Source organism: Rhizobium esperanzae (genome assembly GCF_014197615.1).
Lineage (GTDB): Bacteria > Pseudomonadota > Alphaproteobacteria > Rhizobiales > Rhizobiaceae > Rhizobium > Rhizobium esperanzae_A.
Genome location: NZ_JACIFY010000020.1, coordinates 1 through 23187 on the forward strand (window position 1 = coordinate 1; position 23187 = coordinate 23187).

At 61.6% G+C, this 23187-nt stretch carries 24 protein-coding genes; 11 read left to right on the forward strand and 13 right to left on the reverse strand.

Annotated features, from left to right (window positions below; genetic code table 11):
* Nucleotides 1-202: 202 nt before the first annotated feature.
* Entirely contained in the window at nt 203-457 is a 255-nt protein-coding gene (locus GGD57_RS23445) for a hypothetical protein (protein ID WP_246713725.1), read from the forward strand.
* A gap of 71 nt (nt 458-528) precedes the next feature.
* Here the strand turns inward: GGD57_RS23445 and GGD57_RS23450 are convergent, their stop codons facing one another.
* On the reverse strand, nt 529-1752 hold the full coding sequence (locus GGD57_RS23450) for an argininosuccinate synthase (RefSeq protein WP_184472642.1): 1224 nt from the start codon (nt 1750-1752) through the stop codon (nt 529-531).
* A 179-nt stretch (nt 1753-1931) separates the two neighbouring features.
* Here GGD57_RS23450 and GGD57_RS23455 point away from each other — a divergent pair, with 179 nt between their 5' ends.
* Nucleotides 1932-2783: an SDR family NAD(P)-dependent oxidoreductase gene (locus tag GGD57_RS23455; protein WP_184472643.1), complete on the forward strand. Its 852-nt coding sequence runs from the start codon at nt 1932-1934 to the stop codon at nt 2781-2783.
* Between the two features lie 84 nt (nt 2784-2867).
* On the forward strand, nt 2868-3509 hold the full coding sequence (locus tag GGD57_RS23460; RefSeq protein ID WP_184472644.1) for a LysE family translocator: 642 nt from the start codon (nt 2868-2870) through the stop codon (nt 3507-3509).
* 42 nt (nt 3510-3551) lie between these two features.
* On the opposite strand, the gene GGD57_RS23465 is transcribed toward GGD57_RS23460, so the two are convergent.
* The 5 genes from GGD57_RS23465 to GGD57_RS23485 form a co-directional block, all read right to left on the reverse strand.
* Nucleotides 3552-4346 (reverse strand): ATP-binding cassette domain-containing protein, encoded by a 795-nt coding sequence (locus GGD57_RS23465; RefSeq protein ID WP_184472645.1) that lies wholly within the window; start codon nt 4344-4346, stop codon nt 3552-3554.
* Nucleotides 4343-5221: an ABC transporter permease gene (locus tag GGD57_RS23470; protein ID WP_184472646.1), complete on the reverse strand. Its 879-nt coding sequence runs from the start codon at nt 5219-5221 to the stop codon at nt 4343-4345. The genes GGD57_RS23465 and GGD57_RS23470 overlap by 4 nt, the downstream gene beginning before the upstream one ends.
* A 120-nt stretch (nt 5222-5341) precedes the next feature.
* Complete coding sequence (locus GGD57_RS23475; protein WP_184472647.1) at nt 5342-6295, reverse strand: ABC transporter substrate-binding protein; 954 nt, start codon at nt 6293-6295, stop codon at nt 5342-5344.
* Nucleotides 6296-6388: 93 nt separating this feature from the next.
* A complete protein-coding gene (rlmN, locus tag GGD57_RS23480) occupies nt 6389-7615 on the reverse strand; it encodes a 23S rRNA (adenine(2503)-C(2))-methyltransferase RlmN (protein ID WP_184472648.1) in 1227 nt (408 codons plus the stop codon).
* A 339-nt stretch (nt 7616-7954) separates the two neighbouring features.
* Entirely contained in the window at nt 7955-8464 is a 510-nt protein-coding gene (locus tag GGD57_RS23485; RefSeq protein WP_184472649.1) for an invasion associated locus B family protein, read from the reverse strand.
* Nucleotides 8465-8799: 335 nt separating this feature from the next.
* Here GGD57_RS23485 and GGD57_RS23490 point away from each other — a divergent pair, with 335 nt between their 5' ends.
* The gene (locus GGD57_RS23490; RefSeq protein ID WP_184472650.1) at nt 8800-9360 is read left to right on the forward strand and encodes a sigma-70 family RNA polymerase sigma factor; all 561 of its coding nucleotides are present in this window, start codon (nt 8800-8802) and stop codon (nt 9358-9360) included.
* Nucleotides 9361-9407: 47 nt separating this feature from the next.
* Here the strand turns inward: GGD57_RS23490 and GGD57_RS23495 are convergent, their stop codons facing one another.
* Together GGD57_RS23495 and GGD57_RS23500 are read right to left on the reverse strand one after the other, a co-directional pair.
* Nucleotides 9408-9800 carry a YkvA family protein gene (locus GGD57_RS23495; protein WP_184472651.1) on the reverse strand — a complete coding sequence of 131 codons (393 nt, stop codon included), beginning with the start codon at nt 9798-9800 and terminating at the stop codon, nt 9408-9410.
* A 66-nt stretch (nt 9801-9866) separates the two neighbouring features.
* On the reverse strand, nt 9867-10172 hold the full coding sequence (locus GGD57_RS23500) for a 4a-hydroxytetrahydrobiopterin dehydratase (protein WP_184472652.1): 306 nt from the start codon (nt 10170-10172) through the stop codon (nt 9867-9869).
* A gap of 34 nt (nt 10173-10206) precedes the next feature.
* On the opposite strand from GGD57_RS23500, the gene GGD57_RS23505 reads away from it, so the two are divergent.
* A complete protein-coding gene (locus tag GGD57_RS23505; protein ID WP_184472653.1) occupies nt 10207-10707 on the forward strand; it encodes a low molecular weight protein-tyrosine-phosphatase in 501 nt (166 codons plus the stop codon).
* On the opposite strand, the gene thpR is transcribed toward GGD57_RS23505, so the two are convergent.
* Together thpR and GGD57_RS23515 are read right to left on the reverse strand one after the other, a co-directional pair.
* On the reverse strand, nt 10614-11207 hold the full coding sequence (gene thpR / locus GGD57_RS23510) for an RNA 2',3'-cyclic phosphodiesterase (RefSeq protein ID WP_003567377.1): 594 nt from the start codon (nt 11205-11207) through the stop codon (nt 10614-10616). The genes GGD57_RS23505 and thpR overlap by 94 nt on opposite strands.
* Before the next feature lie 68 nt (nt 11208-11275).
* The gene (locus GGD57_RS23515) at nt 11276-11920 is read right to left on the reverse strand and encodes an arylesterase (RefSeq protein ID WP_184472654.1); all 645 of its coding nucleotides are present in this window, start codon (nt 11918-11920) and stop codon (nt 11276-11278) included.
* A gap of 72 nt (nt 11921-11992) precedes the next feature.
* On the opposite strand from GGD57_RS23515, the gene GGD57_RS23520 reads away from it, so the two are divergent.
* From GGD57_RS23520 to GGD57_RS23535, 4 genes are all read left to right on the forward strand, one after another.
* The gene (locus tag GGD57_RS23520; protein WP_184472655.1) at nt 11993-12700 is read left to right on the forward strand and encodes an ABC transporter ATP-binding protein; all 708 of its coding nucleotides are present in this window, start codon (nt 11993-11995) and stop codon (nt 12698-12700) included.
* Complete coding sequence (locus GGD57_RS23525) at nt 12697-15240, forward strand: ABC transporter permease (protein WP_184472656.1); 2544 nt, start codon at nt 12697-12699, stop codon at nt 15238-15240. The genes GGD57_RS23520 and GGD57_RS23525 overlap by 4 nt, the downstream gene beginning before the upstream one ends.
* Before the next feature lie 180 nt (nt 15241-15420).
* Nucleotides 15421-16149: a Bax inhibitor-1/YccA family protein gene (locus tag GGD57_RS23530; RefSeq protein ID WP_184472657.1), complete on the forward strand. Its 729-nt coding sequence runs from the start codon at nt 15421-15423 to the stop codon at nt 16147-16149.
* A 110-nt stretch (nt 16150-16259) separates the two neighbouring features.
* Nucleotides 16260-16817 carry a GNAT family N-acetyltransferase gene (locus GGD57_RS23535; protein ID WP_184472658.1) on the forward strand — a complete coding sequence of 186 codons (558 nt, stop codon included), beginning with the start codon at nt 16260-16262 and terminating at the stop codon, nt 16815-16817.
* Between the two features lie 107 nt (nt 16818-16924).
* Here GGD57_RS23535 and GGD57_RS23540 read toward each other — a convergent pair whose 3' ends face one another.
* The 3 genes from GGD57_RS23540 to acnA all read right to left on the reverse strand — a co-directional run bounded on the left by GGD57_RS23540 (nt 16925) and on the right by acnA (nt 21350).
* Nucleotides 16925-17326 carry a DUF2794 domain-containing protein gene (locus tag GGD57_RS23540; protein ID WP_097610327.1) on the reverse strand — a complete coding sequence of 134 codons (402 nt, stop codon included), beginning with the start codon at nt 17324-17326 and terminating at the stop codon, nt 16925-16927.
* A gap of 358 nt (nt 17327-17684) precedes the next feature.
* Nucleotides 17685-18425 carry a DUF1223 domain-containing protein gene (locus GGD57_RS23545; protein WP_085738657.1) on the reverse strand — a complete coding sequence of 247 codons (741 nt, stop codon included), beginning with the start codon at nt 18423-18425 and terminating at the stop codon, nt 17685-17687.
* A gap of 234 nt (nt 18426-18659) precedes the next feature.
* Nucleotides 18660-21350 (reverse strand): aconitate hydratase AcnA, encoded by a 2691-nt coding sequence (gene acnA / locus GGD57_RS23550; protein ID WP_184472659.1) that lies wholly within the window; start codon nt 21348-21350, stop codon nt 18660-18662.
* Between the two features lie 262 nt (nt 21351-21612).
* On the opposite strand from acnA, the gene ccmA reads away from it, so the two are divergent.
* Both ccmA and ccmB read left to right on the forward strand, forming a co-directional pair.
* Nucleotides 21613-22248: a heme ABC exporter ATP-binding protein CcmA gene (gene ccmA / locus GGD57_RS23555; RefSeq protein ID WP_184472660.1), complete on the forward strand. Its 636-nt coding sequence runs from the start codon at nt 21613-21615 to the stop codon at nt 22246-22248.
* 238 nt (nt 22249-22486) lie between these two features.
* Nucleotides 22487-23146 (forward strand): heme exporter protein CcmB, encoded by a 660-nt coding sequence (ccmB, locus tag GGD57_RS23560; RefSeq protein ID WP_126907310.1) that lies wholly within the window; start codon nt 22487-22489, stop codon nt 23144-23146.
* The last annotated feature ends 41 nt before the right edge of the window (nt 23147-23187 follow it).

Sequence of the window (23187 nt, forward strand, 5' to 3'; positions counted from 1 at the left end):
TCCAGATAAGGCCTCTATTCGTCGCAAGATCAAGAAGGCTGGGTGGGATGATCAGTTCCTCATCTCTATCATCGCTCATATGCGATAGCCCTGCCTCAAGGGGGAAGTTCCCGCACTGCCCGGCATCAATGTCGTCGACCCCACCAACGCTCCGAACGAGTGGCAAGGGACTCTGCGTCTCGCCCCGCTCGATCTCGACACGTTGCGCCAGGCCATTGCCCGCGACCTGGCCTTGGACCGCGGCGGCATCACAGTCAGAGCCGGGCTGGCTGTGACCTGTCTCGATCAGGCCGAAGATGCGTTTGCCATCACGGATCACGGCAAGGCAACCCGGCTTGATCCTGCCGAAGCGGCGTCTGAGATCGCCGATCTTGCCGGCCTGCCGCTCTGGGCCGAAAGCTGGGGACCGCGCCGCGGCGATGTCAGGCTGTGTATGGATGTCGCCGCCGCCGCGTGAATCGCTAAGCAATAAAAGAGCCCGCGCGGCAACGCCGGCGGGCTCCCGTTCAATTCGAAAGCGAAGCGTGATTACTTCGCGAGGTTGCGCTTGCCGAGCGTGCGCAGGCGCAGCGCATTGAGCTTGATGAAGCCGGCTGCATCCTTCTGATCATAGGCACCCTGATCGTCCTCGAAGGTGACGAGCTTGTCGGAATAGAGCGACTTTTCGCTTTCACGGCCGATGACCATGACGTTGCCCTTGTAGAGCTTCAGCGTCACTTCGCCTTCGACATGCTCCTGGCTCTTGTCGATCAGCGCCTGCAGCATCTCGCGCTCCGGCGAGAACCAGAAGCCGTAATAGATCAGCTCGGCATAACGCGGCATGATCTCGTCCTTGAGATGGGCCGCGCCACGGTCGAGCGTGATCGATTCGATGGCGCGGTGCGCCGAGAGCAGGATCGTGCCGCCGGGCGTTTCATAGACGCCGCGCGACTTCATGCCGACGAAGCGATTCTCGACGAGGTCGAGACGGCCGATGCCGTTGTCGCGGCCGTAATTGTTGAGCGTCGCGAGCAGCGTGGCCGGCGACATCTCGACGCCATTGATCGAGACGGCATCGCCCTTGCGGAAGCCGACCTTGATGGTGGTCGCCTTGTCGGGCGCAGCCTCGGGCGAGATCGTGCGCATATGCACATATTCCGGCGCTTCCTGAGCGGGATCCTCGAGAACCTTGCCCTCGGAAGAGGAGTGCAGCAGATTGGCGTCGACGGAGAACGGCGCCTCGCCCTTCTTGTCCTTGGCAACCGGGATCTGATGCTGTTCGGCAAAAGCCAGCAGGTCGGTACGGCTCTTGAACGCCCAATCGCGCCACGGTGCGATGATCTTGATGTCGGGATTCAGGGCATAGGCGGACAGCTCGAAACGAACCTGGTCGTTGCCCTTGCCGGTGGCGCCGTGGGCGATCGCATCGGCGCCCGTCTTGCGGGCGATATCGATCAGATGCTTGGAAATCAGCGGACGGGCGATCGAAGTGCCGAGCAGATAAACGCCTTCATAGACGGCGTTGGCGCGGAACATCGGGAAGACGAAATCGCGCACGAATTCCTCGCGCACATCCTCGATATAGATTTCCTTGATGCCGAGCATCTCGGCCTTCTTGCGCGCCGGCTCCAGCTCTTCGCCCTGGCCGAGATCGGCGGTGAAGGTGACGACTTCGGCGCCGAGTTCCGTCTGCAGCCACTTCAGGATGATCGAGGTGTCGAGACCGCCGGAATAGGCGAGAACGACTTTCTTCACGTCTTTATATGATGCCATGATGATGAGGTCCGTTGCATAAAAGGCCGGCGAAAACCCGGTGTCGCGGCACTTTTAGCGAGATTGGCGCGTGACGCAAGGGCAAGTGCAGCGCCACCGGCGCCGATAGGGTTTGACAGTGCGAAAGCGGAGCCCATATTCGCCAACGTCCGAACAATGATCGAGGAGAGGCTCGTCCCGTGACGAATATTCAAGACATTTTCAAGAAATCCAATGTTGCAGTCGTCACCGGCGGTGCTTCCGGCATCGGCTTTGCTGCCGCAAAACACTTTGCCAAGGCCGGCATGAGCGTCGTCATCGCCGATCTCGGCGGCGATCGGCTGGCCAAATCAGCCGAGGAGCTCAAGGCCATTTCAGGCGAGGAAGATGTGATGGCGGTCGAGACCGACGTCGCCAGCCGGGAATCCCTTGAGGCGCTCGAACGCGCCGTTCTGCAGCGTTTCGGCCGCGTGCATGTGCTGATGAACAATGCCGGCATCGGCCCGGAAACCTCGATCTTCAGCCCGCAGGCGAATTGGGACCATATCTTCGCCGTCAACCTGATGGGCGTCATCAACGGCACGCGCACCTTCGGCCCGAAGATGCTCTCGCACGGCGAGCCCGGCCTCATCATCAATACCGGCTCGAAGCAGGGCATCACCACGCCGCCCGGCAATCCCGCCTACAATATCTCCAAATCGGGCGTGAAGGTCTTTACCGAAGCGCTGGAGCACGAGCTTCGCAACGTCGAAGGCGGGAAGATCTCGGCGCATCTTCTGATCCCCGGCTTCGTCTTCACCGGCCTCACCCAGGGCGACCGCGCGGAAAAACCGGCCGCTGCCTGGACGCCGGAACAGACGGTCGACTTCATGGTCGAAAGCCTCGAGCGCGGCGACTTCTATATCCTCTGCCCCGACAACGACGTGGCGCGCCCGGTCGACGAGCGCCGCATGGCCTGGGCGGCCGGCGACATCATCGAAAACCGCCCGCCGCTGTCGCGCTGGCACAAGGACTATGCCGACGCGTTCAAGGCTTTTCTGGAACAGAAGTGATCGGCGATATTAGAAGGTTTGATTGGTAATTTTCTGAAAGCCGGGTAAAGAATCGGCCGATCTTCCCGGCTTTCAGAGCGTGCCATGGATTTCCTGCCGAGCCTCTCGACCCTTTTGGCCTTTGCCGCCGCGACGCTGCTGCTTGCGGCGACGCCCGGTCCCGACATGACGCTGTCGATCAGCCGTGCGCTCGCCCAGGGCAAGAAAGCGGCTCTTTTCGTCGTCATCGGCACCAGTCTCGGCATCGTCGTCCACACCATGCTGGTCGCCTTCGGCATTTCGGCGCTGATCACCGCCTCGCCGACCGCCTTCCTGTTTCTGAAGACCGGCGGTGCCGCCTATCTGCTCTGGCTCGCCGTGCAGGCGATCCGCTTCGGCTCGAAGCTCACCGTCGCCAAGGTCGAGGAGCAGAAGGGGACCGCACTTTCGAACATCTCGTCCGGCTTCTGGGTCAACCTTCTGAACCCGAAGGTCATCATCTTCTTCATGACCTTCCTGCCGCAATTCGTCAGCGCCGGCGATCCCGCCGTCACGCAGAAGCTGCTTTTCCTTGGGCTTTGCTTCATCCTGTTCGCCATGCCGGTCAATGCCGCCGTGGTCCTTGGCGCCGACTGGCTGGCCTCCTGGCTGCAGAACAACAGGAAGGTGCTGCGCGGCATGGATTATACCTTCGCCGGCGTCTTCTCGATCTTCGCCGCCAAGATCCTGCTCACTCAGGCCAGATGATCAGCCCGCTGTTGGCCTAGCCAATCAGCACGCTGTCGGTTTTTATCCGATCAGCAAAGCATCGTCATCGAGCGTCTGGCCGCGCATTTTGCGGAACATGGCGATCAGGTCCTCGACCTGCAGGTTCTTCCTGTTGTCGCCTGCCACGTCGAGAACGATCTCGCCGCCATGCAGCATGATCGTGCGGTGGCCATAATCCAGCGCCTGGCGCATGGAGTGCGTCACCATCATCGTCGTCAGCTTGCGCTCGGCCACGATCTTCTGCGTCAGGTTCATCACGAACTCCGCCATGCCGGGATCGAGCGCCGCCGTATGTTCGTCGAGCAGCAGAACTTCGGAACCGGCAAGCGTGGCCATGACGAGCGACACGGCCTGGCGCTGCCCGCCGGAGAGCAGATCCATGCGGTCCTTCAGCCGGTTTTCCAACCCGAGATTCAGTTCCGCGATCCGCTCCTTGAAATAGTCCCGGCGCTTGCCGCCAAGCGCCGGCGCAAGCCCGCGCCTTTCGCCGCGGCGGGCGGCCAAAGCGAGATTTTCCTCGATCGACAGCGCGCCGCAGCTTCCGGTCAGCGGATCCTGGAACACGCGGGCGACGAGACCGGCGCGCGCCGCCGTCGATTTGCGCGTCACCTCGTTCTTGCCGATCAGCACCTGCCCCTCGCTCGGCAGGACGTCGCCGGCGAGCACGCCAAGCAGCGTCGATTTGCCGGCGCCGTTGGAGCCGATGACGGTGACGAAGGAGCCTTGCTCGATTGTCAGGCTGACGCCGTTCAGCGCCTGTTTCTGCAGCGGCGTGCCGCGCCCGAAAACGACCTTAATGTCTTTGACGCTGATCACGATGCGGCACCTTTGCGAAGACGGGGAAGGATCAGCGCCACGGTCACCAGCACCGCCGTCACGAAATTGAGGTCGGAGGCCTGCAGGCCGATGACGTCGCTCGACAGCGCCAGCTGGATCGCGATGCGATAGAGGATCGAGCCGAGCACGCAGCCGATCAACGCGATCAGCAGACCCCGGCGCCCGAGCAGCGTCTCCCCGATGATGACGGCGGCAAGCCCGACGACGATCGTGCCGACGCCCGAGGTGACGTCGGCAAAGCCGTTCGTCTGGGCAAACAGCGCGCCGCCGAGCGCCACCAGTGCATTTGAGATCGCCATGCCGAGATAGATCTGCCGGCTGGTATCGACGCCCTGGGCGCGGGCCATCCGCGCATTGGCGCCGGTCGCCCGCATCGCCAGTCCCGCATCGCTTTCGAGGAAACGCCAGACCAGGATCAGCGCGACGATCACGAGCACGCCGATAAAGAGCGGCCGCACATAGAAATCCCGAAGGCCGTGGCCGAAGAACGGGCTGATCATCGTATCGGCATTGATGAGGGCGACATTGGGTTTGCCCATCACCCTGAGATTGACGGAAAAGAGCGCGATCATCGTCAGGATCGAGGCGAGCAGGTTGAGGATCTTGAAGCGCACGTTGAGCAGCGCCGTCACCATGCCGGCCGCCGCACCCGCCGCCATCGCGATCAAAGCCGCAAGCCAGGCGTTGACGCCTGATATGATCAGCACTGCGGTCACCGCCGCGCCGAGCGGAAAGGAGCCGTCGACCGTCAGGTCGGGAAAATCAAGAACGCGGAAGGCGAGATAGACGCCGAGAGCGACGAAGGAATAGACCAGGCCGAGCTCGACGGCCCCCCAGAATGCGATTTGGCTCAAGGCTTTCAGCCCCTTTTGTTTCCGTTCCGCCCGTCGCGAAACCGCAGCCTTGTAATACTTCAGCCGCCCCCGTGCAAACGGGAGCGGCTGAATGTGAATGGTCGATGCAGCAACGAGGGCTTATTCGATGACCTTGTTGGCGCGCGAAAGCACGCTCTCCGGCAGGGTGACGCCCATCTTGGCAGCCGCCGCCTTGTTGACGACCAGATCGCTGCCGGCAGCAGTCTTGACGGCGATGTCACCCGGGTTCTCGCCCTTCAGCACGCGAACGACGATTTCGCCGGTCTGCTTGCCGACATCGTAATAGTTGAAGCCGAGGGCGGCGATCGAACCGCGCGAAACCGAATCGGTATCGGCGGTGAAGAGCGGCAGCTTGCTCTCTTCGGCAACCGCGACGGCGCCCTCGAGCGCCGAGATGATCGTGTTGTCGGTCGGAACGTAGATCACATCGGCGCGGCCGACGAGGGCGCGCGCTGCACCCTGAACCTCGGCCGATTTGGTGGCGGCCGATTCAACCACCGTCAGGCCGGCCTTCTCGGCTTCGGTCTTCAAGACGGCGAGCAGCGAAACCGAATTCGCCTCACCTGAATTGTAGAGGTAACCGATGGTCTTGACCTTCGGCACGATTTCCTTGATCAGCGCCAGGTGTTCGGCGACCGGCGACATGTCGGAAAGGCCGGTGACATTGCCGCCGGGCTTGTCCATGTTCTTGACGAGCTGGGCGCCGAGCGGGTCGGAAACGGCGGTGAAGACGACGGGAATGTCGCGCGTCGCCGACACGACGGCCTGGGCCGAGGGCGTCGAGATCGGCACGATGACATTGGGCTCGTCGCCGGCGAACTGGCGAGCGATCTGGGCTGCCGTCGCCGGATTGCCCTGCGCCGATTCGAACACGAATTTCAGGTTCTCGCCTTCCTTGTAGCCGGCAGCCGTCAACACGTCGAGAACGCCCTTGCGCGCTGCATCCAGCGCCGGATGTTCGACGATCGCCGTCACGGCAACGGTCACGTTGTCAGCCTTTGCAGGCAGGGAAAGAGCCAAAGTGGCGGCGAGAGCGAGCAGAATCGGGCGCATTTATTTCCTCCTGATTGATTTTGCCGGCACTATTAGAAAAAGCGCATGCTGAAATCAATGCAGGAGAATTGTAGCGAGGATCAAACTTGCTGATCAGTCGTCGGCGCCGTGATTGGCGATCATCATCGCCTCGAAGGCCAGGCGCTCGGTCTTGCGCATGCGTTCGGATTCCGATTTCAGCTGGCCGCAGGCGGCCAGAATGTCGCGGCCGCGGGGCGTTCGGATCGGCGAGGCGTAGCCTGCCGAATTGATGAAATCGGCGAACTTCTCGATCTGCTCCCAGTCGGAACACTGGTAATTGGTGCCCGGCCAGGGATTGAACGGAATGAGGTTGATCTTCGCCGGCACGCCCTTCAGGAGCTTGATCAGCCCCTCGGCGTCTTCAAGGCTGTCGTTGACATCCTTCAGCATCACATATTCGAAGGTGATGCGCCGCGCGTTGGAAAGGCCGGGATAGGCCTTGCACGCGTCGATCAGCTCCTTCAGCGGATACTTCTTGTTGATCGGCACCAGAATGTCGCGCAGATCGTCGCGCACCGCATGCAGCGAAATCGCCAGCATGACGCCGATCTCCTCGCCGGTGCGAAAGATCTCCGGCACGACGCCCGAGGTCGAAAGCGTCACCCGGCGCTTGGAGAGCGACAGGCCGTCGCCATCCGTGGCGATCAGCAAGGCCTGCTTGACGGCATCGAAATTATAGAGCGGTTCGCCCATGCCCATCATCACGATGTTGCTGACCTTGCGGCCCTCGGCCGGCATGATCGTGCCCTGCGGCGCTTCGCGATCCGGGAAGTCGCCGAGCCGGTCGCGGGCAAGCAACAGCTGCGAGAGGATTTCTTCCGCGGTCAGGTTGCGCACCAGCCGCTGCGTGCCGGTATGACAGAAGGAACAGGTCAGCGTGCAGCCGACCTGGCTTGAGATGCAGAGCGTGCCGCGGCCCTCTTCCGGAATATAGACGGCCTCGATCTCCACCGGGCGGCCGGCGCCGCGCGGCGGAAAACGCAGCAGCCATTTGCGGGTGCCGTCATTGGAGACCTGCTCCTCGACGATCTCAGGACGTTCGATGGTGAAATGCTGCTTGAGCATCTCACGCATGTCCTTGGCGACATTGGTCATATGGTCGAAGTTGGAAACCCCGCGCACATAGATCCAGTTCCAGAGCTGCGCGACGCGCATCTTGATCTGCTTCTCGGCCACGCCCTTTTCCCGCAGCGCCGCTCCCATCTCCTCGCGCGAAAGCCCGATCAACGACGGCTTTTCGAGGCTGGCGGACGTGCGCGCCTGCGGCTGGGTGACAGTGATAGCATCCATGACGGACATAGGCATTCATCCCGAATTCGAACACGTAACCGCTCCCCAAGCCCGCGGCTTCAGGGGCAAACCGGAAGACTTGCGAGCGCATGGCGGCACATGGGCAGAAATTGAATGGCGGAGCGGCGATTGATATCGCGATCTGTCCGCTGTTGGCGCGGGCTTTAGCATCATTTTGGCCGCGCGTCACTAATGCATGTCGCCCAAAAGTGTGCAGCGGTTTTGGGACAACGACATGCATGAAGTCAAAGATCCAAGCGTATTGCGTGATGCGATACGCTTGGAGATAGAATCGGCAAGGGCCGGCGCAAGGCCGGCCCCGTCGAAACTCTGCGGTTGGGAGACCGCTTACTTACAGCTTTCGATCTGCTTCAGCGCAGCCGAGATGCCCGAGAGCGAATAGCTGTAGGATGTGCCGGTGCCCTTGCGCGAGACGGCGTTCACCGTCATCGAATGCCCCGTTTTCATGGCGGCGACGAGGGCGGGCTCCTGCGCCGCATTCTCGACCCAGCCGGCCTTGTCCTTGGTGAACATCACGAAGGTCTTGTTGTCGATGACGACATTGATCTTCGAATTTTCCTTCACCGTGTAGCCCATCATCGCCTGCGGCTCATAGGAGATGTTCTGGCCCGGGCGCTGCGAGACGATGAAGAAGTTGTCGCCGTGGTCGACGCTGGCCGGCTGCTTGGCCGTCGGAACCGACAGCACATAGCAGACGGTGCTGTTGCCCGACTTGTAGGAGTAGGCGCCCCATGCCTGGAACTGCTGGATGCGGTTCGGCGCGGCCTGCTGCGCTGCCGCAACTCCGGCCATGGCAAGGGTGAGTGCGAGAGCGGATACGATACTTTTTACAAACATGGATTCCTGCCGGTTCTTGCGATTCAAGGCCCGAAGCGATCATAGCGGGCGCCGCATAATCACGATCTGCTTTATTTTGACTTAATTCAGGTTACCAAATGGTCAACAATAGCTGCAATTTGTATTGGCCTGTGTCATTTCAGCTCGAGTGTCATTTTCGACCCTTTGACGGTATCGGCCGCGACATGGTGCCCCGATGGCACTGGCCGTCCGTTCGGCTGAATTTAAGACACAAAGATTCAGGCAAGAGTTTGACCTTGCAGAATTCCGTTGTACCTCATTAAGACTTGGAAATCCGGGACGAAATTTTCGCCGCAGGGGGCTCGTGAGAGGACATGGATGCCTGGGAAAGACAGCGTTTCGCTGCCCTCGCAGAGGCCGTCGCCAGGGATCGCGACCAGCAGGCCTTTTCCATCCTGTTCGACTATTTCGCACCCCGCCTGAAGGCCTGGCTGATGCGCCAGAAAATGACGTCGGGCGAGGCCGAGGAACTGGTTCAGGAGATCATGATCGTGCTCTGGCACAAGGCGGATCTCTACGATTCGACGCGATCTTCGCTTTCGACCTGGCTTTTCCGCATTGCCCGCAATCGCCGTATCGACCTGCAGCGCCGCATCAATACCCGCATCTTCGACGAGACCGACCCGACCCTGCAGCCGCCGGCCGAGATCGGCGCGGAAGACATCATCGCCAATGACGATCGCGACGCCCGGATACGCGCCGCCGTCGGCCAATTGCCGGAAGAGCAGCGCGACATGCTGCGCGCCGCCTTCTTCCTCGGCCAATCGCATTCGGAGATTGCCGAGGCGACCGGCCTGCCGCTCGGGACGGTCAAATCGCGCATCCGCCTTGCCTTCGGCAAATTGAGAAAGGTACTCGAACGCGAAATCGCCTGATGCATATCACCCAAAACTGTGCAGCGGTTCTGGGCGGATAGCTTTAGTTAGATCGTTTTCATCGCCTCTTCCGGCCGGTCGGCGAGAACGCGGTCGGCGGCTTCGTAGTGGCCGGGCCGGATATGACCGCGCACCATGGCGAAGGCGGCCGAGAGCACGGCGACGTCGTCGGAAAAACCGATGACGGCGAAGACATCCGGGATCATGTCGATCGGCATGACGAAATAGGCAAGGGCTGCCAGCAGCACGCCTCGTACCTTGGTCGGCGTCTGTGGGTCGAGCGCGCAGTAGAAACCGGCGACGACGTCGCGCGAAAACGGAATCTGCCGCACAGCCCGCCGGAAGGTCGGCCAGAATTTCTGCCTTACGGTCTTTTCCCGCCGGCTCTGGGTGTCCTCATCGCCCGGCAACAGGATTTCCCCGAATTTGACCTCATCCATCCCTGCATCCCTTTCGTGCAAGCGAACATATGGTGATGGAGGCGCGCCTTTCAAATGGCCCCGCTTTCAAACGATACGCCGCGCCGCCGCCTTCTCCATTGCCCTGGCGAGCTTGAAATCCAGCTCCGTCAGCCCGCCGGCATCATGCGTGTTCAGCGTCACCTCCACTTTGGAGTAGACGTTGAACCACTCCGGGTGGTGGTTGAGCTTTTCGGCCGTAATCGCCGCCTCCGTCATGAAGCCGAACGCCTCGATGAAATTCGAAAACTTGAATGTCTTCGATATCGAGGAGGCCGCGTCGTTGAGCGTCCAGCCTGCAAGCTTGGTCAGCTCAGCATCGACTGCCGCCCGTTCCAGTTTTTCCATTTTCATGCGATCATCCTCTCATCTGCCGACAGGTCTACCGATGAAACGCATCAGCATCCTCTTCGTTTGCATGGGCAATATATGCCGTTCTCCGCTCGCCGAAGGAATTTTTCGCCATCTCGTCGCCGAGGCAGGTTTGACTGGCCAGTTTACGGTCAAGTCCGCCGGTACCGGCGGCTGGCATGAGGGCGATCCGCCCGACCGGCGTTCGATCGCCACCGCGCAAAGCCACGGCATCGATATATCGGCACAATGTGCCCGCCGCATCCGGAGGCAGGATTTCAGGGATTTCGATCTCATCCTCGCCATGGACCGAGAGAACGTGGCAGCACTCGTCACGATCGCGCCGCCGGAAGCCGACATCCACCTCTTCGGTGATATCGCGCTGGGAACCGGAGAGGATATCCCCGATCCCTATTATGGCGGCCCGGACGGTTTCGAGCTGGTCTATACCAGGCTCTTGACCGGCTGCAGCAGCTTGCTCGAAACGCTGGGCGTCGAGCGCGCCTCATGCAGCGGGAACACTTCCTCGGTGAGGTAAGGGCCGCCGCCGACCGATTCGCGCGACGAAAGCAGCACGAAGCGCGGCGCGGTGAAGGTTGAGGTGTGGAAGTTGCCGCGCCCGGCCAGATATTGCACGACATCGTCGAGCCGCGAGGATTTGAGCCGTGCCAGCGTCACATGCGGCATGAATTTGCGCGGATCCGGCGGCAGGCCGATACGCTGGCAGATGCGCTCGATCTCGCCCTGCAGCGCGTACATTTCGGGCGATTGCGAGACGCCGGCCCAGACCGAATGCGGTTTCTTCGAGCCGAAGGAACCGATGCCTTCGAGCCGGAACTGGAATTCCGGCCGGTCGATCCGGTCGAGGCGTTCTACGATTTCATCGGCCGTACGGCCGTCGACATCACCGATGAAGCGCAGGGTGATGTGGTAATTCTCCACATCGATCCATCGTGCTCCGGGGAGGCCACCGCGCAGCAATGAAAGGCTCATCGCCGCATTGCGCGGAATTTCGAGGGCGGTAAACAGTCTCGGCATAACGAGCACTCCCCGAATCTTTTGCAGGTGCTTACACGGAATCATGCAATCAATGACCGCGCAAGTCCCTATTTCTTCACAGTAGAAATCGTCCCGACGAAATTTGTGACATCGGCTTCCATCTTCCCGACCATGACGTCGACGCCTCTAGCGTTCGGATGCATTCCGTCCTCAAGCTTCAGCCCCGCATCCAGCGCCACACCGTCGAGGAAGAAGGCATAGAGCGGAACCTCGTGTTTTTCCGAAAGTTCCCGGTAGATCGGATTGAAACGTGCGGCATAATCCGCTCCCATATTGGGCGGCGCCATCATGCCGACGAGCAGCACGGCAATGCCACGCTCCTTTAGCCGGGCAATCATCTGGTCGAGGTTCTTCTCGCTCTCTTCGGGAGGAATGCCGCGCAACGCATCGTTGGCGCCGAGTTCCAGAATGACGCCGTCGGTGCCGTCGGGCACCGACCAGTCGATCCGGGCGAGGCCGCCTGTTGTGGTGTCGCCGGAAACCCCGGCATTGGCGACAGCGACGTCGAGCCCCTTCGCCTTCAGGGCCGCCTGCAGCTTTTCCGGAAAGCCGTCGCCGGGCGGCAGCTGATAGCCCGCCATCAAACTGTCCCCAAAACCGACGAGATTGATCGTCCGGGCATTCGCTCCACCGGCAAAGATCAGCGAGATGGCGATGACGGTGAATTGAAGCGCGGCAACTTTAAATCTCATTCTGGCTTCCCTAGATTGGCGAAGTGCTGTTATGCGGCCATTCGATTACGGACTTATATAGGGCGATTTCTGTTGGCAAAAACCATCATCGAGTTGAAGGGCGCCGATCTGACCCTTGGCAGTGCGGCCGCCTCTGTCCATGTGCTGAAGGGCATCGATCTCGATATCGCCGCGGGAGAATCCGTCGGCATTGTCGGCCCGTCCGGTTCCGGCAAATCCACCCTGCTGATGGTGCTTGCCGGCCTGGAAAAGCTCGACAGCGGCGAGATCAACATCAACGACACGCCGCTCCACGCACTGAGCGAGGATCAGGTGGCCGATTTCCGCGGCCGCAACATCGGCATCGTCTTCCAGTCCTTCCATCTGATCGCCAATATGACGGCGCTGGAAAACGTCGCCGTGCCGCTGGAACTCGCCAATGTTCCCAACGCCTTCGAGATCGCCCATCGCGAACTGAAATCGGTCGGCCTCGGCGAACGGCTGAACCACTATCCCGGCCAGCTCTCCGGCGGCGAACAGCAGCGCGTGGCGATCGCAAGGGCGCTCGCCCCCTCGCCCGCCCTGCTGATTGCCGATGAGCCCACCGGCAATCTCGACACCGAGACCGGCCGACAGATCGCCGACCTCTTGTTTTCCAAGCAGGCCGAACGCGGCATGACCCTGCTTCTCGTCACCCATGACGTCTCGCTTGCCAATCGCTGCTCGCGCCAGATCCGCGTCCGTTCCGGCCGGATCGAAGGCGACAGCGCTGCCCGCCGCAGCGAGGCGGCGATCGCATGAGGATCATCACGCCGCGTGTCTCGCTCGCTTTTCGCCTGGCGCTGCGTGAGCTGCGCGGCGGCATCCGCGGCTTCTACATTTTCCTCGCCTGCATCGCGCTTGGCACCGGCGCCATCGCCGCCGTCAATTCCGTTTCGCAATCGATCACCGATACGATCGCCTCGCAGGGGCAGGAACTGCTGGCCGGCGACGTCCGCTTCGAACTCAACAATCGTGAAGCCACGCCCGAGGAAATGGCTTTCCTCGAAGGCCTCGGCACCGTCTCTGTCTCGACCGGCCTGCGTTCGATGGCCCGCAAGCCTGACGGTTCCGATCAGGCGCTGGTCGAGGTCAAGGCGGTCGACGATGCCTACCCGCTCTACGGCAGCTTCGTGGCCGAGCCGGACTATCCGCTCGCAGCCCTGCTTTCGGGCCAAGGCGGCACCTATGGTGCGGTCGGGGCACCCCTGCTTCTCGATCGGCTCGGGCTTGCGGTCGGCGACGAATTGCTGCTCGGCAATGTCAAGCTCAGCATTACCGGCACTGTCAAAACCGAGCCGGATGCCCTGTCGGAAGGTTTCGGCTTTGCACCGCGTCTGCTCGTCAGCCGCCGGGCGCTCGAAGCCTCCGGGCTGATCCAGACGGGAAGCCTGGTCGAACACGCCTATAAGATCCGGCTGGAAAACAAGGACGCGATGTCGGGCATCCAGGCGCGCGCATCAAAGGAATTTCCGTCGGCCGGCTGGGCGGTCCGCACCAGCGACCGCGCGGCACCCTCGCTCACCGAAAACATCACGCGTTTCTCGCAGTTCCTGACGCTGGTTGGCCTGACCGCGCTGATTGTCGGCGGCGTCGGCGTCGCCAATGCGGTGCGCGCCTTCCTCGATGCCAAACGCACCACCATCGCCACCTTCAAATGTCTCGGTGCCCCGGCGCAGGTCGTCGTCCTGATCTATCTCTTCCAGATCGCCATCATCGCCCTTGGCGGCATTCTGATCGGTCTCGTCATCGGCGCCCTGTCGCCGATCTTCGCCGCGCAGTTCCTGGCGCAATTCCTGCCGGTCTCCACGACACCGACCCTCTATCCAGGCGCTCTGCTGCTTGCGACGCTCTTCGGCATCCTGACGACGCTTGCCTTCGCCATCCTGCCGCTCGGCCATGCCCGCGAAGTGCCGGCAACCGCGCTCTTCCGCGAGCAGGGCTTCGAAGCCCGCCGCCTGCCCTCATGGCCCTATATCCTGCTGGCCGTCCTGTTCATGGCCGCTCTCGCGGGCCTTGCCATCCTCACTGCGTATGACCGCTTCATCGCCGTCGTTTTCGTCGGCGCGATCGTCTTCGCCTTCGTCGTGCTGCGCCTCGTCGCCGCAGCGATCGCCTGGCTTGCGCGCCGCAGCCCGCGTGTCAACTCGCCGGCATTGCGGCTGGCGATCGGCAACATCCACCGCCCCGGCGCGCTGACGCCCTCGGTCGTGCTCTCGCTCGGCCTCGGCCTGGCATTGCTGGTGACGCTGACCCTGATCGACGGCAACCTGCGCAAGCAACTGACCGGCCGCATGAACGAGGGGGCGCCGAACTTCTTCTTCGTCGATATCCAGAGCGCCGAGGTCGACGCCTTCCGCAATCTCGTTGAGGCGCAGGCGCCGAAAGGCAAGCTCGTCGAAGTGCCGATGCTGCGCGGCCGCATCGTCGCCTTCAACGGCGAGGACGTCACCAAGATGAACGTGCCGGCGGCCGGCCGCTGGGTGCTGAACGGCGATCGCGGCATCACCTATGCCGACACCCTTCCGGAAAATGCAGCTCTCACCGAAGGCAGCTGGTGGGACAAGGATTACAGCGGCGAGCCCCTCGTCTCCTTCTCCTCGGAAGAGGCGCATGAACTCGGCCTCAAGATCGGCGACAAGGTCACCGTCAACGTGCTCGGCCGCAATATCACCGCGAAGATCGCCAATCTGCGCCGCGTCCAATGGGAATCGCTGTCGATCAATTTCGTCATGGTCTTCTCGCCGAACACCTTCCGCGGCGCCCCGCATGCGTGGCTGGCGACGCTGACCGATCCCTCATCGACAGCGGCCGAAGATGCGGCGATCCTGAAATCCGTCACCAACACCTATCCGACGATCACCAGCGTCCGCGTCAAGGATGCGATCGACATCGTCAACCAGCTGGTGGCGCAGCTGGCGACCGCGATCCGCGCTGCAGCCTCCGTCGCCCTCATCGCCTCGGTCCTCGTCCTTGCCGGCGCGCTTGCTGCCGGGAACCGGGCGCGAACCCATGATGCAGTGGTGCTGAAGACGCTGGGGGCCACGCGCGCCATGCTGATTCGCGCCTTCAGCTACGAATATCTGATCCTGGGGCTGGCGACCGCGATCTTCGCGCTGATCGCCGGCGGCGTCGCCGCCTGGTTCATCGTCGCCCGCATCATGCGCCTGCCCTCGGCCTTTCTGCCCGATGTAGCGGGACTGACGCTGGTGACCGCCCTGGTGCTGACCGTCGGCATCGGCCTGATCGGCACCTGGCGCATCCTCGGGCAGAAAGCGGCACCTGTCTTGCGCGAGCTGTGACCCGGCCGCGCCAGCCAAACCCTTCACCTTACGGCGATTTAACCGGCCGAGCCTTTGCAACCCTCTTGTTTGCAATCGGCGAAAGCCTCATATTGTCTGCAGGCATGCTGGAGCTCCGCAGCGGCGCCCGGGTCGAAAACCCCGACACCGTATCTCCATCGGAGCTTGTAAGAGGAAACTATGGCTGATCTTCGTAACTATCAAAGCCGCGCTCAGACCGGCGAGATGATTGATCAAGGCCTGCGCGCATATATGCTCAAGGTCTACAACCTGATGGCGCTGGGTCTGGCGATCACCGGTGTGGCCGCATATCTGTCATTCCAATTCGCCTTCTCCAACGGTGAGCTGACCGCTTTTGGTCAGGCGATCTATCTGAGCCCGCTGAAGTGGGTCGTCATTCTGGCGCCGCTGGCTCTGGTGTTCTACCTGAGCTTCCGGATCAATAGCATGACTGTGAGCGCCGCCCAGACGACATTCGCGATCTATGCCGCGCTTGTCGGCCTGTCGCTCTCGTCGATCTTCCTGATCTACACGGGCCAGAGCGTCGTTCAGACCTTCTTCGTCACCGCCGCCTCCTTCGGCGCGCTGTCGCTTTACGGCTACACGACCAAGCGTGACCTGTCGGCCATCGGCTCGTTCCTGATCATGGGTCTCTTCGGCCTGATCATCGCTTCAATGGTCAACATCTTCCTGGCTTCGTCGGCCATGCAGTTCGCGATCTCGGTGCTTGGCGTTCTGATCTTCGCAGGCCTCACCGCCTACGACACGCAGCGGATCAAGGAACTGTACCTGGAAGCTGATGACGTCGCTGTAGCCGGCCGCAAGGCGATCATGGGTGCGCTGACGCTCTATCTCGACTTCATCAACCTCTTCATGTTCCTGCTGCAGTTCATGGGCAACCGTAAATAAGCAGGACGGATTGAGATCGAAAAGGCGGCTTCGGCCGCCTTTTTTGTTGCGCCGTTTTCCGCGGAGTGGTTTTAGGAAAGCCCTCTTATCCCGATGGACCAGCCGCCGACATGTCCTTCCTCCTGCGTGACGCCTCGCAAGCAGACATTCCCGCCATCACCGATATCTACCGGGAATCCGTCCTGAACGGCACGTCAAGCTATGAGATCGTGCCGCCCTCGCAAGCCGAGATGACGCAGCGTTTTGCAGCGATCGTCGGCCAGCATTATCCCTATATATCAGCCGTCGATGCGGCCGGAGGCCTGCTCGGCTATGCCTACGCCTCGGCCTTTCGCACGCGCCCCGCCTATCGCTGGATGGTCGAGGATTCGATCTATCTGGCGCCTGAAGCGCGCGGACGCGGCATCGGCAAAGCGCTGATGAGCGAGCTGATCGACCGCTGCACCGGTCTCGGTTTCCGTCAGATGGTAGCCGTCATCGGCGGCGCCAGTCCCGCCTCGATCGCGCTTCATCTCAAGGCAGGTTTCGTGGAAGTCGGCCTGATGAGGGGCGCCGGCTACAAGCACGGCCGCTGGCTGGATACGATGCTCATGCAGCGCACCCTCGGCGAGGGCATGGCGACCGACCCGGATCCGTCTGCCTATCCCGGCACGCTTTTTAGCGCATAACCCCGAAAATCGGAATCGATTTCGGAAAGGATTATGCGCAAATTCAAAGTGTTAGAGCGTCCTCAGCGCGTCTGTCAGACGCGGAACGCTCTAACGGCTGATTTAGCCTATTTGTCGACGAGCTTTAGAGCCTTGTCGAACACCTTCAGCACCTGATTCAGCTCGTGTCCGCGCTTCAGGATCATGCCGTTGACGTTGATGACGGAGTAAGCGCCCTGCTTGGCGGCAAGTTTCGGATTCTTCTCGATGCGGAAAAGCGGCATTTCGCCGGAGCGCTTGAAGACGGAGAAGACCGCCTTGTCCTTCAGGTGATCGATGGCGTAGTCGCGCCATTCGCCGTCGCCGACCATGCGGCCGTAGATCCAGAGGATCGCGTCCAGTTCGCGCCGGTGAAACGTCACCGGAAGCGGGTCCTTGCTTTGCTTGTATTCCCTGAGATCGACGACGACTGAGGAACTATGGTCGACGGAACGGCTTTCGCCGTGTCGTAAATCCGGCTGATCTGTCATCAGTCTCCCGAGGCCTCCGCTTGTGACAGGAGAGTGACAGTGTGCCCGAGCCGCCGCAAATTGCAAGAGTCCCGCCCGTCACATTCGGCCGCACCTGACAGCGCCGCGCGTCTGCCGAGGCGTGCAAAGGACGCTACGGGACTTTGAATCTGCACATCGTACAATGCCCAGAGGAGCGCCGACGCTTTCTCGGCAGCGCCGCATTTCAGTCAAAACAGCGCCTCATTTGCAGGGGATTTATGAATCCCGGTTTGGCGCCAGCGCGCCAAAGGGCCCGGCGGAGCGTATCGACCTTAACCCCAGCCCCGAATACGCTCAGCCGGGCCGCCCGGCACTTCATCCGCAAGCGGATGAAATCTCAGATGTTTTTTCCAGCCATCACCACGGTCGCGCCAAGGATCGCAGCCGGATCGCCATCTGCCGTCGCCGATTGCAGCAGAATCGCGCAGCCCTCGAGTTGCGGCCGCTGCAACACGCTCGCCGGCAGCGTCAGATTGGTCGCCTTGCCGTCCCACATGCCGACGGTCTCGACATTGGTGACGCTGTGCAGATAGGAGATCTTCTTGCCGCTGTTTTCGCCCTTTTCGACGTCGATCGTCTTTTCCTTATCGAAATAGACCATCACGACATTGGCTTTGCCCTGCCCCGCGCCGATCTTGATCTCCAGCTCGTCGCCGCGCATCGACGCGCTGATCGGAACGGTCAGTCCGTTTCCTTCGCCGTTGTAGGTGTCGATCTTGCTGTTGATGCCGGTGAGATCGGCGCCGGCCAGATGCCCGCGCCCGTTGACGATCGCCTGCGGCGTATAGACGTTGCTGCGGCCCATCGTTCTGGCATAGCCGTATTGCCGTTCGGTGTTTTCCTTGGAGCTCAGCGTATCGGCCCAGCCGAGATAATTCCAGTAATCGACGTGATAGGCGAGCGCGATCACATCGCCCTGGCTCACCAGCTTGCGGAACGCCGCATCAGCGGGAGGACAGGAGGAGCAGCCCTGCGCCGTAAAGAGTTCGACGACGCCTTTCGGCGTGCCGTCTTCGGCCTGCAACGAGCCTGCGAAAACAACACCGGCGATCAGCGGAATCAAGAAACGGGGGGACATTCACCTGCACCTCTTTTTCAGCGCCGCCAGCGTGTTCGAACCGGAAGCCCTGACATATGAACGTACGAATAATCCTTCCGGGTCCAAACGAAAAGTCACGAACGGGTGAGACGCCGCGCCACCGGAAGCTGCGGAAAACAAATCCTCGTGAGCCTGCCCGAATACTACCGCCGCAAAAGAAAAGCCGCCGGGAATTGCTCTCCGGCGGCCATTATCAGTCAAGTCTCTTAAAAATCAGGCAGCGAGATCGCGCAGAACCGTCTGCAGGATGCCGCCATTGTTGAGGTAGACCACCTCGTCGAGCGTATCGACGCGCGACAGCAGCGGAACTTCCTTCACGGTGCCGTCGCCATAGGTGATCTTGGCGATCTTCTTTTCGCGCGGCTTGATCTTTTCCAGACCTTCGATGGTGACGAGTTCATCGCCCTTGAGGCCGAGGCTCTGCCAGGTCGTACCCTCTTCGAAGACGAAGGGAATGATGCCCATGCCGACCAGGTTCGAGCGATGGATACGCTCGAAGGACTGGGCGACCACGGCCTTGACGCCGAGCAGGTTGGTCCCCTTGGCAGCCCAGTCGCGGGACGAGCCGTTGCCATATTCGACACCGGCGAAGATGACGAGCGGCACGCCTTCGGCCTTGTACTGCATCGCAGCGTCGTAGATCGAGGTCTCTTCCTTCGATGGGTAGTGGATGGTGTAGCCACCTTCCTTGCCGTTCGGGCCGAGCATGTGATTGCGGATGCGGATATTGGCGAAAGTACCGCGCATCATCACTTCATGGTTGCCGCGACGCGTGCCGTACTGGTTGAAGTCGGCAACGGCGACGTCGTGACCGAGCAGATAGGCGCCAGCAGGCGATGCAGCCTTGATCGAACCGGCCGGGGAAATGTGGTCGGTGGTGATCTTGTCGCCGAACAGGCCGAGGACGCGCGCGCCCTTGATGTCGGAAACGCCGGTGCCCTTCTTGCCCATGCCGACGAAGTAGGGCGGGTTCTGCACATAGGTGGAATTGTCGTCCCAGGCATAGGTCTGGCCCGGCGGGACCTGAACGGCCTGCCAGTTGACGTCGCCCTTGAAGACGTCGGCATACTTGCTCTCGTACAGTTCGCGGGTGACGTATTTCTGGATGAACTCCTGCACCTCGTGCGAGGTCGGCCAGATATCCTTGAGATAGACCGGGTTGCCGTTCTGGTCTTCACCGATCGGTTCCTTGGTCAGGTCCTTCTGCACCGTGCCGGCGAGCGCATAGGCGACGACGAGCGGCGGCGAAGCGAGATAGTTCGCCTGGACGTCCGGAGAAATACGGCCTTCGAAGTTACGGTTGCCCGAGAGCACGCCCGATACGATCAGGCCCTTGTCGTTGATCGTCTTCGAGATCGGCGCCGGCAGCGGGCCGGAATTGCCGATGCAGGTGGTGCAGCCGAAGCCGACGAGGTTGAAGCCAAGCTTGTCAAGGTCAGCCTGCAGGCCCGACTTGGCGAGATATTCGCCGACGACCTGCGATCCCGGAGCCAGCGAGGTCTTGACCCACGGCTTGGTCTTCAGGCCCTTGGCAACAGCGTTGCGGGCGAGAAGGCCGGCAGCGATCAGCACCGACGGGTTGGAGGTGTTGGTGCAGGAGGTGATGGCGGCAATCGCCACGTCGCCATGGCCGAGATCGAAATCCGTGCCTTCGACCGCATAGCGGTTGTTAAGCTGGCCGGGCTTCTTGTAGTCGGCATCCATCGAGCCGGCGAAGCCGGAAGCGATGTTTTCGAGCGCGATGCGGCCTTCCGGACGCTTCGGGCCTGCCATCGACGGCACGACGTCGCCGAGATCGAGTTCCAGCGTGTCGGTGAAGACAAGATCGGAACCGTCGCCGTCGCGCCACATGCCCTGGGCCTTCGAATAGGCTTCGACGAGCGCGATCCGGTCATGCGTGCGGCCGGACATGGTGAGGTAGTTGATGGTTTCGCCGTCGACCGGGAAGAAGCCGCAGGTGGCGCCGTATTCCGGACCCATATTGCCGATCGTCGCGCGGTCAGCGAGCGGCATATTGTCCATACCGGGGCCAAAGAATTCGACGAACTTGGAAACGACGCCCTTCTTGCGCAGCATCTGCACGACTGTCAGAACGAGGTCGGTCGCGGTGACGCCTTCCTTGAGCTTGCCGGTCAGCTTGAAGCCGATGACCTCAGGCAGAAGCATCGAGACAGGCTGGCCGAGCATCGCCGCTTCCGCTTCGATACCGCCCACGCCCCAGCCGAGAACGCCGAGACCGTTGATCATCGTCGTGTGGCTGTCGGTGCCGACGCAGGTATCCGGATAGGCGATCGTCTCGCCGTCCTCTTCCTTGGTCCAGACGGTCTGGCCGAGATATTCGAGATTGACCTGGTGACAGATGCCGGTGCCGGGGGGAACGACGCGGAAATTCTTGAATGCCTGCTGGCCCCACTTCAGGAAGCGGTAGCGTTCGCCGTTGCGCTGATATTCCAGCTCGACGTTCTTGGCAAAGGCCTGCGGCGTCCCGAATTCGTCAACGATGACGGAGTGGTCGATGACGAGGTCGACGGGAACGAGCGGGTTGATCTTTTCCGGATCGCCGCCGAGCGACACCATCGCGTCGCGCATTGCGGCCAGATCGACGACGGCGGGAACGCCGGTGAAGTCCTGCATCAGCACGCGCGCCGGGCGATAGGCGATCTCGTTTTCGACCGCACCCTTATTGTTCAGCCATTCGGCAACGGCCAGGATGTGCTCCTTGGTGACCGACTGGCCGTCTTCGAAGCGCAGCAGGTTTTCCAGCAGCACCTTCATCGAATAGGGAAGCTTCGAGACGCCGGGCAGACCGTTTGCCTCAGCCTTGGGCAGGCTGTAATAGACATAGTCTTTCCCGTTCACGGAAAGCGTGGAACGACAATTGAAACTGTCAAGAGATTTAGACACGAGAGACCCCGTTTCTGATAGCCAACACAGTCGTGCGAACGCCTATGCACTTAATGCACATCAGGATGCGGGTACGGCCATTTCCGCTGTCCGCACGTGGAACGGATGCTCCAAGTTCGGCGCAAGGATGAAATTCACGCCGACCGCTGGCGTGGTTGCGGGTCTTATAGATAATTTCCTAAAAACTTGCCATACCCGAGCACGGTCAAAATCGGAGATTTTTTGACCCTCCAGCGAGCCGAAACGAAGAAAGAGCCGACGCATGCATCTCACCGCCGAAAATCTGGCTGCAAGGCGCGGTGAGGATTTAATTTTCGCTAATATTTCCTTTCACTTGGCAGCCGGCGAGGCGCTTGTGCTGACGGGAAGAAATGGATCGGGAAAGTCCACTTTGCTGCGCGTCGTCGCCGGCCTCCTGAGGCCGGAAAAAGGCACCGTCATCTTCCATGACGGAGAGAGCCGGGAAGGCCGCCGTCCTGGCGAGGTCAGCCACTACCTCGGCCATCGGAACGCAATGAAGAATGAACTTACGGTTGTAGAGAATCTGGATTTCTGGCGATCCTTCCTTGGCAATGCCGGCCTCTCCGTCGAGGACGCCGCCGACGCTGTCGGCCTTTCGGAAATCACCCACCTTCCCTTCGCCTATCTCTCCGCCGGCCAGCAACGCCGGATAGCCTTCGCCAAGCTGCTCGTCGCCCACCGGCCGGTCTGGATTCTCGACGAACCCACAGCGGCGCTGGATGCGAGCGCCGACCGGCTGTTCGCAGGACTGATCGAGGCGCATCTGGCCCAAGGCGGCATCGTGCTGGCGGCGACGCATCAGCCGCTGGGACTAAGGAATGTGCAGGAATTGAAGATGACGGGCTTTGCGGGCGTGGATCAGGGGGTGTGGGGTTGATGTTTTTCGGTGTGGCCACCCCCCTCTGCCCTGCCGGGCATCTCCCCCACAAGGGGGGAGATCGGCAAGATGCAGCTGCTTTGCAAAATCTTGATGGTGCGCCAGCCGGCGGTGGCCATCTGTGGCACCTGATTAGGACAAGCGCGCGCACCCAGCCAATCTCCCCCCTTGTGGGGGAGATGCCCGGCAGGGCAGAGGGGGGTATCTCGTCCACAGCGCATGCAGAAAGCAACCCGGCATGACCGCCCTCTTCCTCCGCGACCTGAAACTCTCGATCCGCGCCGGCGGCGGCGCGTTGATCGGGGTGCTGTTCTTCCTCACGATCGTCGCCGTCATCCCCTTCGGCGTCGGTCCCGATCTCAAGCTGCTGTCGCGCATCGGCCCCGCCATCGTCTGGATCGGGGCGCTGCTCGCCGCTCTTCTCGGCCTCGACCGCCTGTTCCAGGCCGAGCGCGACGATGGATCGCTCGACCTGATGCTGATGCAGGAAACGCCGCTCGTCCTCACCGTGCTGGTCAAATGTCTCGCCCACTGGACGGCCACCAGCCTGCCGTTGGTCATTGCCTCGCCGCTGCTCGGCTTGTTCATGAATATGGACGAGGCGGCGATCGGCGCGACCGCGCTGACGCTGCTTGTCGGATCGCCCGCCATCACCTTCATCGGCGCCGTCGGCGCCGCCGTTGCCGTGGCGCTACCCCGCGGCGGTCTGCTGGTCTCGATCCTGGTGCTGCCGCTGACCATTCCGGTGCTGATCTTCGGCGTCAGCGCCACCTATGCCGCGGTCGAGGATCCAGCCCCCTTCCTGCCGCCTTTTCTCATCCTGACCGCGCTGACATTGTTCTTTACCGTCATCGGCCCGGCCGCCGCAGCGCTCGCGCTGCGAAACACGGCGGATTGATGGGCCATTCGATTGCGGGAAAAGCCGGATCAAGGTAAGGA

What these genes read in the sequence shown, in the direction of transcription:
- GGD57_RS23450 (WP_184472642.1), bottom strand. Translation starts at nt 1,752, where the DNA reads ATGGCATCATATAAAGACGTGAAGAAAGTCGTTCTCGCCTATTCCGGC.
- GGD57_RS23460 (WP_184472644.1), top strand. Translation starts at nt 2,868, where the DNA reads ATGGATTTCCTGCCGAGCCTCTCGACCCTTTTGGCCTTTGCCGCCGCG.
- GGD57_RS23475 (WP_184472647.1), bottom strand. Translation starts at nt 6,295, where the DNA reads ATGCGCCCGATTCTGCTCGCTCTCGCCGCCACTTTGGCTCTTTCCCTG.
- rlmN (WP_184472648.1), bottom strand. Translation starts at nt 7,615, where the DNA reads ATGTCCGTCATGGATGCTATCACTGTCACCCAGCCGCAGGCGCGCACG.
- GGD57_RS23485 (WP_184472649.1), bottom strand. Translation starts at nt 8,464, where the DNA reads ATGTTTGTAAAAAGTATCGTATCCGCTCTCGCACTCACCCTTGCCATG.
- GGD57_RS23490 (WP_184472650.1), top strand. Translation starts at nt 8,800, where the DNA reads ATGGATGCCTGGGAAAGACAGCGTTTCGCTGCCCTCGCAGAGGCCGTC.
- GGD57_RS23495 (WP_184472651.1), bottom strand. Translation starts at nt 9,800, where the DNA reads ATGGATGAGGTCAAATTCGGGGAAATCCTGTTGCCGGGCGATGAGGAC.
- GGD57_RS23500 (WP_184472652.1), bottom strand. Translation starts at nt 10,172, where the DNA reads ATGAAAATGGAAAAACTGGAACGGGCGGCAGTCGATGCTGAGCTGACC.
- GGD57_RS23505 (WP_184472653.1), top strand. Translation starts at nt 10,207, where the DNA reads ATGAAACGCATCAGCATCCTCTTCGTTTGCATGGGCAATATATGCCGT.
- thpR (WP_003567377.1), bottom strand. Translation starts at nt 11,207, where the DNA reads ATGCCGAGACTGTTTACCGCCCTCGAAATTCCGCGCAATGCGGCGATG.
- GGD57_RS23515 (WP_184472654.1), bottom strand. Translation starts at nt 11,920, where the DNA reads ATGAGATTTAAAGTTGCCGCGCTTCAATTCACCGTCATCGCCATCTCG.
- GGD57_RS23525 (WP_184472656.1), top strand. Translation starts at nt 12,697, where the DNA reads ATGAGGATCATCACGCCGCGTGTCTCGCTCGCTTTTCGCCTGGCGCTG.
- GGD57_RS23530 (WP_184472657.1), top strand. Translation starts at nt 15,421, where the DNA reads ATGGCTGATCTTCGTAACTATCAAAGCCGCGCTCAGACCGGCGAGATG.
- GGD57_RS23535 (WP_184472658.1), top strand. Translation starts at nt 16,260, where the DNA reads ATGTCCTTCCTCCTGCGTGACGCCTCGCAAGCAGACATTCCCGCCATC.
- GGD57_RS23540 (WP_097610327.1), bottom strand. Translation starts at nt 17,326, where the DNA reads ATGACAGATCAGCCGGATTTACGACACGGCGAAAGCCGTTCCGTCGAC.
- GGD57_RS23545 (WP_085738657.1), bottom strand. Translation starts at nt 18,425, where the DNA reads ATGTCCCCCCGTTTCTTGATTCCGCTGATCGCCGGTGTTGTTTTCGCA.
- ccmA (WP_184472660.1), top strand. Translation starts at nt 21,613, where the DNA reads ATGCATCTCACCGCCGAAAATCTGGCTGCAAGGCGCGGTGAGGATTTA.
- ccmB (WP_126907310.1), top strand. Translation starts at nt 22,487, where the DNA reads ATGACCGCCCTCTTCCTCCGCGACCTGAAACTCTCGATCCGCGCCGGC.